Source organism: Bradyrhizobium sp. CB1015, assembly GCF_025200925.1.
GTDB lineage: Bacteria > Pseudomonadota > Alphaproteobacteria > Rhizobiales > Xanthobacteraceae > Bradyrhizobium.
Map to the genome: position 1 here is coordinate 7,211,828 of NZ_CP104174.1, position 12,066 is coordinate 7,223,893.

The window sequence follows — 12,066 nt, forward strand, 5'->3', positions numbered from 1 at the left end:
CAGAACATCGGGATACGGAGCCGACCATGCACGAAGACCTGCGCGTGCTTGCCCAGCCCGGAGCGATCGTCGCTGTTCTGATGGTCCTGCTGCTGATGGCCGGGGGTGACGTTTCCATTCTGATTGCCGTCAAGGGCTGGCCATTTTGATTGGCCGGCCATGGTCGACGTCAGCCAAATCATTTTCGGGGCTGGGCGCCCCTACTGCGAACCGCGATCGGCACCACGATCAGCTATATCGCCCTGATTGTCCTGCTCCGCCTCGCAGGTCCGCGAACCCTCGCAAAGTGGTAGGCCTTCGACCTAATCGTCACCCGTCGCACTCGGGTCGACCTTCACCAACAGCGTTCTGTCCGGCAACATCAGCGTGGCGCAGTCTTTGGTAGGCTTCGCCATCCTGATCGGGCTGCAACTCGTCATGGCGCTTTCGGTAGCGCATTGGAGCGAACTGCGGATCGTAGCAATCCGCAACCGGCGCTGCTGCTCGATCGCGGGAGGTTTCTTCACGATGCGATGCGCCGCCAGCGCGTCGCCGAGGCGGACGTCCGCGCGGCGATCCGGCGTCAAGGTATTAGCCGCGTTGAAGATGTAAATGCTGTCGTGCTCGAGGCCGACGGAACTTTTAGCGTCGCCAGGACGCTCGGGCCCAGTGCCAGCGCACTCGCCGATATCACGGCTGGGCGGCTCCCATTCTGCCGATCGTGCGGACGACGAATAGGAACCTTTGTAGGATGGCACGGTTCCGCCTGTGAGGCGGAGTATAGAGATTCCATGTCGGTCTGGGTACGAGGGGTCCTGGCGCTATGCACGATATGGCCGCTGGCCGCATGCGCCGGTCAGCAGTCGGCGCTCGACCCGCAGGGCCTTCAATCGGAGCAGATCCAGCATACGCTGTTCATCTTTCTCGTCATCGCGGCGATCGTCTGGATCGCTGTCATCGTCGTGCTCGGCGTAGGTATGCTGCGCCGAAAGCTTTCGACAGATCAGCCGTTGGACCTTGATCAGGCGTTCGAAGAACGCTCCGGACGCGTGGTCCTCGCGCTTGGAATCGCGACGACGGCGATCGTGCTCGGCCTTTCCTTCGTCAGCTATGCGGGGCAGCGCACCGTCTTCGCGAAGGACGAACACGTCCTTACGATCAAGATCATTGGCCACCAATGGTGGTGGGAGGTTCGTTATGAAGCCGATAGTCCGCACCAAAGCTTCGTGACGGCCAACGAGATCCGCATTCCGACCGGGCAGCCCGTCAAAGTCGAGCTGGAGTCCGCAGATGTGATCCACAGCTTCTGGGTTCCGAGCCTGACCGGGAAGATGGACCTGATCACCGGACAGAAAAACGAGTTGCAATTCACGGCGAGGAACGCTGGTGTTTATCGCGGCCAGTGCGCCGAGTTCTGCGGACTGCAACATGCTCACATGGCGTTCGCAGTGATCGTCCTGCCGCCGGACGAGTTCGGCCGCTGGCGCGATCATGAGAACCAAAGCGCGGCGAGTCCCTCGGATCAACTCGGCATGCAGGGCGAGGCGCTGTTCCGCGGCCGCGGCTGCGCTTTGTGCCACAATATCAGCGGCACGATGGCCGGTGGGCAGCTAGGCCCCGACCTTACCCATATCGCCAGCCGCACCACAATTGCCGCAGGAACGCTGCCGAACACTCCGGCGACGCTTGCCGGCTGGATCGCCGATCCCCAGCACATCAAGCCCGGCAATTTCATGCCGAAGATGCCGCTGCAATCGGACGAACTCATCGCGATCCTTCATTATCTGGAGCAGCTCAAGTGAGCATGGCCGCCGAACCGAAGGACTTGCGGGACGACGCCCTGAACGGCCTTCGGCTCTCCACACAGCTACAGCGGATCTGGCGCACGCCCCCGGGGCTTCTCGGTGCGCTCATGTCGGTGGACCACAAGGTCGTGGGTCGCCGCTACATCGTGACCGCATTTGCGTTTCTGGGTCTCGGCGGGCTCCTTGCGGTTCTGATGCGCATTCAACTGGCCGGACCAGAGAAAACCTTCCTCTCGGCGGACAAATACAATCAGATCTTCACGATGCACGGCTCGACCATGATGTTCCTGTTCGCCGTGCCGGTCATGGAGGCGTTCGCCGTCTATCTTGTGCCGCTGATGGTCGGTACGCGAAACATCGCATTTCCACGTCTGAATGCCTTCAGCTACTGGATGTTCTTGTTCGGCGGCGGTTTTCTCTGGATCTCGTTCCTCTTCAATGTCGGCCCCGACGTCGGCTGGTTTTCCTACGTTCCGCTCTCCAATCTGCAATTCACGCCGAGCAAGCGGGCCGACGTCTGGGCGCAGATGATCACCTTCACCGAAGTCGCAGCTCTCGCAGTAGCCGTCGAGATCATTGTCACGGTGTTCAAGCTGCGCGCGCCAGGCATGACGCTCGACCGCATTCCGCTGTTTGTGTGGGCGATGCTGGTCACTGCATTCCTCGTAATGTTCGCGATGCCGTCGGTCATGGTCGCATCGACGTCGCTGATCTTGGATCGGCTGGTCAACACCCGATTCTATGATTCTTCGTCCGGCGGACACCCCCTGCTCTGGCAGCATCTGTTCTGGTTCTTCGGACATCCCGAGGTCTACATCATCTTCATCCCGGGGACCGGCATGGTCTCGGCGATCCTCGCGACCTTCGCGCGACGCCCAGTGATCGGCTATCCTATCGTCATCCTGTCGCTGATCGCCACCGGATTGCTGTCGTTCGGTCTCTGGGTCCACCACATGTTCGTCACCGGCCTGCCGCAGCTCGGTGCCGGACTGTTCACGGCTTCCAGCATGCTGATCGCGGTGCCCAGCGGGCTTCAGATCTTCTGCTGGCTGGCGACGCTGTGGGACGGACGGCTGGTCTACCGCACCCCGCTGCTGTTCGTGATCGGCTTCATCGTGATCTTCGTGCTCGGCGGACTCTCGGGCGTCATGGTCGCCTCGGTACCGATCGACACCCAGGTGCATGACACCTACTTTGTCGTCGCCCACTTCCATTACGTGCTGATCGGTGGCGCCGTTTTCCCATTGATCGGCGCCGTCTATTATTGGTTTCCCAAGATCGCGGGCCGCGTGCTGAGCGAGCGGCTGGGACGCTGGAACTTCTGGCTCGCCTTCATCGGCTTCAATATCGCGTTCTTCCCGATGCACATTCTCGGCCTGATCGGCATGCCGCGGCGGGTCTACACCTACACCGCCGACATGGATTGGGCTCACCTGAACCTGTTGTCCAGTGCCGGGGCGCTTGTGTTTGCGGTCAGCTTCGCGCTACTTCTCTTCAACGTGATCTACAGCCTGCGCAAGGGCGAGCTCGCGGGCGACAATCCGTGGGGTGCCTCGACGCTGGAATGGGCGACGTCCTCGCCGCCGCCGCCGCAGAATTTCGATCGCATTCCCGTCGTCAAGCACCGCGATCCCCTGTGGGCCGACGGCGAAAGCCTGCCCGTAGTCGCTGGCCTCAGCACGGAAAGGCGTGAAGTTCTGCTGACGTCACTCGCGGAAGCGGAGCCGCAAGTCCGGGAGGCCTCGCCCGAGCCCAGCATCTGGCCGTTGCTCACGGCGATCGCGACGACGATCTTCTTCATCGGCTCGATCTTCACGCCCTGGGCGGTGCTCTGGGGCACGCCGCCAATGGCCATTGCTCTGATCGGCTGGTTCTGGCCCAAAGGCAGCAAGGAGGACGAGGCGTGAGACAGACAATCGTGCGCAACGTCTCGGACCTGCCGACCTACGGCTTCGGTCCGCGCAGCGGCCCCTGGTGGGGCGCCATGGGCTTTATGGCGCTCGAAGGCATGGGCTTCGCCGTCGCCATCGGCGCCTATCTCTACCTCTACGCAGTCAACTCGAGCTGGCCGATTGGCGCTCCGCCGCCGGATCTCTGGCCCGGTACGACCGCGACCGTGCTCTATCTGCTCAGCATCATCCCGAATGAATACACCAATCGCGTCGCGCACCGGCAGGATCTCGCAAAGACCCGCATCTGCCTGATCGGGATGGCTTTGATCGGTATCGCGCTTCTGGTGCTGCGCGGCTTCGAGTTCGCGCATCTCAACACCCGTTGGGACAATTCCGCCTATGGCTCCATCGTCTGGCTGATTCTGGGACTGCATACGGTTCATCTCGCCACCGACGTCGGCGACACCGTCGTCTTGGCCGTGCTGATGTTGACCCGCCACGCCAAGCCGCGCCGATTCAGCGACGTGACCGACAACGTGTTCTACTGGAACTTCGTCGTGCTCGCCTGGCTGCCGCTCTATGTCCTGCTCGATTGGATGCCGCGCCTATGACCGAAGCCGAGGGAAATGCAAAGCTGCTCTACTGGGCCGGTGTGGCGCTCGGACCCATCGCATGGGGACTGAACCTGCAAGGCATCTACGTGCTCGCACATTTCTCGTGCGAGACAACGCGCGTGAGCGGCACGATCGTCAGCGTGGTGCTGGCCATCGTCGCACTGGCTGGAACTGCGATATCGGCCCGCGCGGTCCGCCGCAGCGCTGGCGCAGAATGGGTCGATGCACAAGGCGGCGGCCCGAGGTCATTCATGGCCTGGCTTGGCGTCGGCATGGGCGCGCTGTTTGCGCTCGTGATTGCGAACCAATTGGCCGCCTCGCTCCTGATCAGCCCATGCCTGCGCTGAGACTTGCAGCACTGCCGCTGGTGCTGCTCGCGCAGCCGGCAGCCGCGCACGGGCTCTCAGACGTCGATGCGGGATCGCTCTGGAGCTACGATCCCTGGCTCATGGCCCCGCTCTATGCCGTCGGCATCGGCTTTTATGTCGGGACGCAGCGGCTGTGGGCGCACGCGGGAGGCGGCCGCGGCGTCAGTTACCGCCAGGTCGGCGCTTTCTGGACCGGTTGGCTGATCGCAGCGCTCGCCGTGACATCGCCGCTACACTGGCTCGGCGAACGCTTGTTCACCGCGCATATGGCCGAGCACGAACTCCTGATGGTGATTGCCGCGCCACTGATGGCCTACGCGCGCCTCAACGGTCCCTTGCTGTGGAGCCTGCCGGCATCGTTCCGCCCCGCAGCCGGGCGTATGCTGAATGCCCTGCCCGTGGCGCGCGCGTGGGGTTTCGTCGGTCATCCCGTGAGCGCGACCGCGCTGCATGGCGTGGCGCTGTGGGCTTGGCACGCACCGCCGCTTTACGCATGCGCGCTCACGAACCCTGCGGTGCATCGACTCCAGCACATCAGTTTCTTCGCAACTTCCCTGTTGTTCTGGTGGGTGCTGCTGCACGGCCGCGGCGTGGGACGCAGCACCCGCATGCGCGACGGCATCGCCATCGGCTGCCTGTTCATCACGATCCTGCATTCAGGCGTGCTCGGCGCCCTGCTCACCATCTCGCCGCGAGTTTGGATCCCCAGCCAAGGCGCGCTCGCTGGCGAATTCGGCCTCTCGCCACTCGAAGACCAGCAACTCGCCGGCATCCTGATGTGGGTGCCGATGGGAATCCTCTATACCGGCGCGGCGCTGTTCTTTGCGTACCGGTGGCTGACCGTCAATGACAACGACGCGCCGCTCGCTTCCATTCAAAGTCCGGGGTGAGCCCCTGCATAGGAACTGCAACTTCCGTTCGAACGTTCGCCTGCTGATACGATGCCGAAGGGAGGTCACATGGGCCCACGATGCGTCACCGCGACAGCTGCCATCCTGGCGGCGACATTGTCGATGCCCGCAAATATGAAAGCGCAGGACCAGCCCCGGCCCGCAATGTCGTGTCCGGTCGACCATGATCAGCTCGCCGACATTCTCAAGAAGAGCGTCAAGCCGGGCGGCGGCCCGAGCAATGGCGGTCTGGACAACAACGAGTGGGCTGCGGTCGTCAACCGGCAGGGCATCGTCTGCGCGGTCGCCTACAGCGGGAGCAAGGTTGATGATCAATGGCCGGGAAGCCGGGCGATCGCAGCGGAGAAGGCCAACACGGCGAATGCGTTCAGCCTCAAGGACAAAGCGATGGCGACGGCCAATCTCTACGCTGGGGCGCAGCCGGGCGGATTCCTGTTCGGCGCTACTCTGAGCAACCCGCCGTCTGCGGAGGTCCTGTACACCGGAAATCCGGACGAGTTCGGGACGACACACGATCCGATGGTGGGCAAGCCCGTCGGGGGCGTCATCGTCTTCGGCGGCGGCTTGGCGCTCTATGATGGCAACGGCATCGCCGGTGCGCTCGGCGTCAGTGGGGACAGCTCTTGCGCCGATCACAACGTCGCCTGGCGCGTGCGCCACCTGCTCGGGCTCGACCGCGTGCCCGCCGGCGTCAGTCCGAACATGAAGGACGCAATCATCTACGACATTGGCCCGGATGGCAAAAGCGCCTCAGGCTTCGGTCATCCCAAGTGCAATGGCAAGGAGGACCAGATCGCGGTCGATCTCGGCGCAGGCGTCTCCGGAAACGTGGTGAGATAGCCCGGCAATCACACTTTGGAACCAAGCAGAAGCGCAAGGTTTGTACGTTCACAAACCGGCCTGCAAAGCCGCACGGCCTCGTCATTGCCGTGGAGATCTTAACATATGTTGGTGTGTGTTTCCGCGCGGTTGTTGAGCGCGCTTTGCGCGGCCGTTGCGCTGTTGTCGCCTGCTGCGGCTCAGAGTGATCTGGCGAGCCGCATGAAGGACCCCGGTCAATGGCCGATGGCGGCCCGCGACTATGCCAACACCCGATACAGCGAACTCGACCAGATCAATACGACAAATGCATCGCGTCTGCAGCTGGCATGGACTTTTTCGCTTGGCGCCGACCGCGGCCAGGAGGCGGCGCCGCTCGTGATCGACGGCACGATGTACGTGGTCGGTCCGTATGCGGGCCCCTATCCCAACCGCGTCTTTGCGCTGGATGCGACGACCGGCGAGCTGAAGTGGTCCTACGCACCGAAGCCGGAGCCCGCGGCGGCGGGCGTCGCCTGCTGCGACGTCGTCAATCGGGGGCTCGCCTTCGACGACGGAAAGGTCTTCCTCAATACGCTTGACAACCACACCGTGGCGATCGACGCCAAGACCGGCAAGGAGATTTGGCACACCAAGCTCGGCGAAATCAACAAGGGCGAGACAGTCACGATGGCGCCGGTCGTGGTGAAGGGCAAGGTCCTCGTCGGCAACAGCGGCGGCGAACTGGGCGTGCGCGGCTGGGTCACGGCCCTGGATGAGAAGACCGGCGCCATCGCCTGGCGCGCCTATTCGACCGGTCCGGACAAGGATGTGCTGATCGCGGACGACTTCAAGCCATTCTATGACAATCTGAAAGGTGCTGATCTCGGCGTGAAGAGCTGGCCTGCGGATCGCTGGCGGGTCGGCGGCGGCACGGTCTGGGGATGGATCTCCTATGATCCCGATCTGAACCTGATCTACTACGGCACCGCCAATCCGAGTCCATGGAACGCCAACCAGCGCAGTGGTGACAATCTCTGGAGCGCGTCGATTTTCGCCCGCGACCCCGACACAGGTCGTGCGAAATGGGCCTATCAATTCAGTCCGCACGATCTGTTCGACCATGACGAGATCAACGAGAACGTGCTGGTCGATCTCGAGCTCAACGGCCAGCTACGCAAGGTGCTGATCCATCCCGGACGCAACGGCTATATGTACGTCATGGATCGCGCCACCGGCGAAGTCATCTCGGCTGACGCTTATGAGTTCGTCAACGCCTATAACGGTGTCGATCTCAAGACCGGCAAGATCATCCCCAACGAGGAGAAAGCGCCGCTCGTCGGCAAGACCGTCGAGAACATCTGCCCTGCAGCGCCCGGTGCGAAAGATTGGCAGCCAAGCGCGTGGTCGCCGCGCACGAAACTGCTCTACGTGCCGCATCAGCATCTCTGCATGAACTTCAAGGCCTCGCAGGTCGGCTACATCGCAGGCACGCCCTATGTCGGCGCAGATGTCGACATGTATGCCGGGCCCGGTGGCCACCGCGGCGAGTTCATGGCGTGGGACCCGATCGCGCGCAAGAAGGTCTGGGAGATCAAGGAAAACCTGCCGGTCTGGTGCGGCGCGCTGGTGACCGCCGGCGACGTCGCGTTCTATGGCACGATGGACCGCTTGTTCAAGGCGGTGGATGCCAAGGACGGACGCGTGCTCTGGCAATTCCGCGCCGGCTCCGGCTTCATCGGCCAGCCTGTTTCCTATCGCGGCTCCGATGGACAGCAATATATCGCGATCCTGTCGGGCGTCGGTGGCTGGCCCGGCGTCGTGGCCAATGCTGAGGTCGATCAGCGTGTGCGCAACGCCGCACTCGGCTTCACCGGCGCGACGCAGGATCTGCCCTTCTATACTGCCGGCGGAAGCGAGTTGCTGGTGTTCAAGCTCGGCGGCGCAAGCGGCGAGGATCCAAGCCATGCGCCTGCGAAATAGCGCGATCACCCTTGCCCTCCTAGGCGCCGTCACGGCCACAACCGCGGTCGCATCCGACGGCGAGCTTCGCGTCTGTGCCGATCCGAACAATCTGCCGTTCTCGAACAGTGTCGGGGCGGGCTTCGAGAACAGGCTCGCCGTCATGGTCGCCCAGCATCTCGGCCGGAACGTCACCTACACCTGGTGGGCGCAGCGTCGCGGATTCATCCGCAACACGCTGAAAGCGGGCCAATGCGACGTTGTGATGGGCGTGCCTGAAGGGTATGACATGGCGGAGACCACGAGGCCCTATTACCGCTCGACCTACGTCTTCGTCACCCGGCAAGACCGGCAGATCGACCTCTCCTCGTTGCTCGACCCGCGGTTGCATGACCTGGCAATCGGCGTGCATCTGATCGGCGGCGATGGCAACAATCCGCCGCCGGCACAGGCGCTCGGCCAACAGGGTATCGTCGACAACGTTCGAGGCTATTCGATTTACGGTGATTACCGGGAGGCCAATCCGCCGGCGCGCCTGATCGAGGCGGTCGAGAACGGCGAGATCGACGTTGCCGCCGTTTGGGGTCCACTGGGCGGCTATTTCGCGAAAGGTTCGCCCGTGCCGCTCACGGTGACGCCGATCCAGGACTACGAGGGCTTCGCCCCCCAGCAATTTCAGTTCGCCATCGCAATAGGCGTGCGCAAGGGCGATCACGCTTTGCGCGACCGGCTGAACGCGTTCATCGACGCGCACCGATCGGAGCTTGCCTCGCTGCTGCGGAGCTACGGCGTGCCTCTGGTCGAACAGCCGCTCACTGCACCCGGAGGACACGAGTGATGTCATCTCAAGCGATGCGCGCATGCGCCATATCACTGCTGCTGGCGGCGGCACCGCATAGTTCTGTGCTGGCCCAGCAGACTCTGCCGCAATCGCAGGAGGCACAAATGCCCACGCTGGCGCCCCGGCCGAACTTCGGCGGCAGCGTCGGCAACGGCCGGCCCGGTGTATTCATGCAGGTTCCGGTCAGTCATCTTCACCCCGGCGCGCAGCCTGACCCGCCCCAGATCAAGAACCCCATGCAGGGCGATCCCAATGCGGAGCAACGCGGGATGACCTACTATGTCAACTTCAACTGCGTCGGCTGCCACGCGCCTAACGGGGGCGGCGGCATGGGGCCGGCGCTGAGCAACAACACCTTCATCTACGGATCGCAGCCCGAAAACATCTTTCTCTCGATCTACCAGGGACGGCCGAACGGAATGCCGGCCTGGGGCGCGGTGCTGCCTGACAACGTGATTTGGGATCTGGTCACCTATATCGGCAGGATCAGCAACGAGCCGAACCGCCAATGGGGCCGCACCTTCGCGGCCAATCCGCTTTCGCCCGAAGTCGAACAGGTGCCGACCGAGCAAGTCTCGACATCCGATCCCTGGTCGGCGACTAAGAAATTCAATTTCGGCCAGAAGCCGTGATCGGAATGGCCAATGGGCGACAATCCTGCCTCACGATTGATCATCGCCTCACTGCTGGGGCTGGCAATGATTGGCAACGCGGGGGCTGCAGGTCCCGACAATTTCAACGGCGACGCACGTCGCGGCGCCGATCTCGTCAAGAACTACCGTTGCGGCACCTGCCACGACATTCCCGGCGTTGCGGGCGCCAACGGTAACGTCGGCCCACCGCTGCATCGGATCGGCACGCGCACCTACATCGCCGGCTACATCCAGAACTCGCCGGACAACATGGCGGCCTGGATCGAAGATCCGCAGAAGGCACTGCCGGGCAACGCAATGCCACGAATGGGAATCCCGCAGAAGGACGCGCGCGACATCGCGGCTTTTCTGTATACGCTGAAATAATTGCGCGGCACCGCCGTTTGGTGGCGACGGCGAGCCGCCAATCCACTCAGGTCAGGAGTAGGCAGTAATAGGGGGTGAGGGTAAGTCGTCTGCGCCTGAGTGACCCGAAGCTGACCGTCGCAACATCGCGAAGTGGGACATGAAAAGCCAATGGATGACTTCCGCAACAGTTCCCCCGCTCGACGAGCCGCCAAACGCCACTGTTCTGTGCCAAACATTCGATTCATCCGAAGGGGGAATAGTGCAGACGCGAAACATTCGGCGAGCCCAGCTCCTCCTCGTCCATTCGTTTGATCCGCTGGCGCATCACGTCGTAACACTCGCAAGCGACGTTTTCGAGTTGCGCTCGGTGGACCTCCAACGCGCCGCGCCGCTCCGATATGATGCAGCCGATTGCCCGAAGTTTACGCATCGTTAGAGTCACGGTCGTTCGCCGCACTCCGAGAAGTTGTGCGAGCGCCTCCTGCGTCAATCCAATCTCGCTGCTGGCAACACGGTCATGTATCTCGAGCAACCATCGAGCCATACGGCATTCCACCGGGTGGACCGCGTTGCAGGCAGCCACGTTCTGAAGCTGCAATAATTGAGCGCGGAGATGGAGGCGCAGAACACGCTTGATGGCGCCGCTTTGCTCATAGGCTTGTTGCAATCGTGGGACAGGAATCTGGAGCGCAGCTCCGGCCACATAGGCCGTTGCTGTGACTGGCGAGTGCGACGGACTTAGAATGGAGAGAGCCCCGACCGCTCCTTCCGAGCCCATGAGAGTGGAAGCGACAATGTGTCCGTCCGACATCTCGACCAGGAACGCCAAGACCCCGCTAAGCGGAAAATAGACTTGTTTGAGCTCATCTCCGGTTCGCACCAGTACAGCGTCAGACTCGAACGCTATCTTCTGAACGTGAGGCTCAAGCAGGTTGAGATCCGCCGGGGGCAAAGCCGCCAAAAGCCGATTTCCGGGGCCGGTCTGGAGCGCCATTGCGGATCTCCCTTCGAGCACGCCGAAGCACCCGAAGCAGAAAACCAGCGTTCGTGGGGCCTGTTCCAAATTTTCCCGATACACCCCAGCGCGATATAGTCCGGCCAAGACTTCACGCCCATTGCGCCCCCGGGACCGGCGCCTTTTTGATTTCGTATTCTGCGAGCACGCCAAGTCGGGAGAGGCTTGGACTAGCGCAGCTTTAGGTCTGTCTAAGGTCAGCGGCGCCTTTGGAGGTTTCGGGTCATCGGTTCTGGTTCACCTCGAACTTCCCGACCAGCAGTGAGCCACCGCGGGCGACCGCACGGCCCCGAAGGGTCCTGATGCAATTCAGCGACATTGTGAGTCTCCTTTGGGGTTGGTCCTACCCCGCCATTGCGCTCCGGTGGCCGCACAAGTCCAGCACAACCGAGCGTCCCACCAACCAGCTTCGCACGTGAGGGTTAAATTCTATCCTGTTTTGGGATAATCCCGTTCTAGGATCAAATTGGCCGCCGCCGAATCGAAACGCGCCCGGCGGCCATGGAAAAGTCCCTCCAATCGACCGAATATGCCCGCCTCATGGCCCTTCTTGTCGCAACCCGGCAGAAGGCTGGCAATCGCCAGCAGGCGCTCGCCAAGAAGCTCCGCAAACCCCAGTCTTTGGTAGCCAAGTACGAAGGTGGAGAGCGGCGCCTTGACGTCATCGAGTTCATCGCTATTGCCGAGGCACTTGGGGCTGATCCGCTGAAGTTGCTTAGGCGGTTCATGCGGGAAAGAAGACCATAGCACCCGAATCAGGTGCCCTCGAAGCCCGCCCCGCTTGGCTCGTTCAGAGCACGGGTAGATGGCATCCTTGGTGGTGGTGAGCTCGTTAGAGCAAGGCCGCCTGATGCACGCCCGAAAAGCCTTGGCGGGCGAG

Annotated in this window: 13 protein-coding genes and 1 pseudogene; 13 read left to right on the top strand and 1 reads right to left on the bottom strand. The window is 62.5% G+C overall.

Annotated elements, in window-relative coordinates; genetic code table 11:
* Positions 1-26: 26 nt before the first annotated feature.
* The 12 genes and pseudogenes from N2604_RS33745 to N2604_RS33800 all read left to right on the top strand — a co-directional run bounded on the left by N2604_RS33745 (position 27) and on the right by N2604_RS33800 (position 10,189).
* Positions 27-149: a hypothetical protein gene (locus N2604_RS33745; protein WP_260372281.1), complete on the top strand. Its 123-nt coding sequence runs from the start codon at positions 27-29 to the stop codon at positions 147-149.
* Positions 150-512: 363 nt separating this feature from the next.
* A pseudogene (locus N2604_RS39855) lies at positions 513-575 on the top strand (hypothetical protein); the annotation flags it as partial.
* 195 nt (positions 576-770) lie between these two features.
* Positions 771-1,781 (top strand): cytochrome c oxidase subunit II, encoded by a 1,011-nt coding sequence (coxB, locus tag N2604_RS33755; protein ID WP_260372283.1) that lies wholly within the window; start codon positions 771-773, stop codon positions 1,779-1,781.
* 2 nt (positions 1,782-1,783) lie between these two features.
* Entirely contained in the window at positions 1,784-3,691 is a 1,908-nt protein-coding gene (gene ctaD, locus N2604_RS33760) for a cytochrome c oxidase subunit I (RefSeq protein ID WP_260376365.1), read from the top strand.
* Entirely contained in the window at positions 3,688-4,287 is a 600-nt protein-coding gene (locus tag N2604_RS33765) for a cytochrome c oxidase subunit 3 (protein WP_260372284.1), read from the top strand. Before ctaD ends, N2604_RS33765 begins: the two co-directional genes overlap by 4 nt.
* Positions 4,284-4,637: a hypothetical protein gene (locus N2604_RS33770; protein WP_260372285.1), complete on the top strand. Its 354-nt coding sequence runs from the start codon at positions 4,284-4,286 to the stop codon at positions 4,635-4,637. The genes N2604_RS33765 and N2604_RS33770 overlap by 4 nt, the downstream gene beginning before the upstream one ends.
* Positions 4,625-5,548: a cytochrome c oxidase assembly protein gene (locus N2604_RS33775; RefSeq protein WP_260372286.1), complete on the top strand. Its 924-nt coding sequence runs from the start codon at positions 4,625-4,627 to the stop codon at positions 5,546-5,548. Before N2604_RS33770 ends, N2604_RS33775 begins: the two co-directional genes overlap by 13 nt.
* Positions 5,549-5,617: 69 nt before the next feature.
* Positions 5,618-6,409 (top strand): heme-binding protein, encoded by a 792-nt coding sequence (locus tag N2604_RS33780; RefSeq protein ID WP_260372287.1) that lies wholly within the window; start codon positions 5,618-5,620, stop codon positions 6,407-6,409.
* 105 nt (positions 6,410-6,514) lie between these two features.
* Positions 6,515-8,350 carry a PQQ-dependent dehydrogenase, methanol/ethanol family gene (locus N2604_RS33785; RefSeq protein WP_409241663.1) on the top strand — a complete coding sequence of 612 codons (1,836 nt, stop codon included), beginning with the start codon at positions 6,515-6,517 and terminating at the stop codon, positions 8,348-8,350.
* The gene (locus N2604_RS33790; protein WP_260372289.1) at positions 8,334-9,167 is read left to right on the top strand and encodes a substrate-binding domain-containing protein; all 834 of its coding nucleotides are present in this window, start codon (positions 8,334-8,336) and stop codon (positions 9,165-9,167) included. Before N2604_RS33785 ends, N2604_RS33790 begins: the two co-directional genes overlap by 17 nt.
* On the top strand, positions 9,167-9,802 hold the full coding sequence (locus N2604_RS33795; protein ID WP_260372290.1) for a cytochrome c: 636 nt from the start codon (positions 9,167-9,169) through the stop codon (positions 9,800-9,802). Before N2604_RS33790 ends, N2604_RS33795 begins: the two co-directional genes overlap by 1 nt.
* Before the next feature lie 12 nt (positions 9,803-9,814).
* A complete protein-coding gene (locus N2604_RS33800) occupies positions 9,815-10,189 on the top strand; it encodes a cytochrome c family protein (RefSeq protein WP_260372291.1) in 375 nt (124 codons plus the stop codon).
* A gap of 223 nt (positions 10,190-10,412) precedes the next feature.
* Here N2604_RS33800 and N2604_RS33805 read toward each other — a convergent pair whose 3' ends face one another.
* Complete coding sequence (locus N2604_RS33805; RefSeq protein ID WP_260372292.1) at positions 10,413-11,165, bottom strand: Crp/Fnr family transcriptional regulator; 753 nt, start codon at positions 11,163-11,165, stop codon at positions 10,413-10,415.
* Positions 11,166-11,687: 522 nt separating this feature from the next.
* Between N2604_RS33805 and N2604_RS33810 the strand changes: the two genes are divergently transcribed.
* Positions 11,688-11,933, top strand: a complete 246-nt coding sequence (locus tag N2604_RS33810) for a helix-turn-helix transcriptional regulator (protein WP_260372293.1) — start codon at positions 11,688-11,690, stop codon at positions 11,931-11,933.
* The last annotated feature ends 133 nt before the right edge of the window (positions 11,934-12,066 follow it).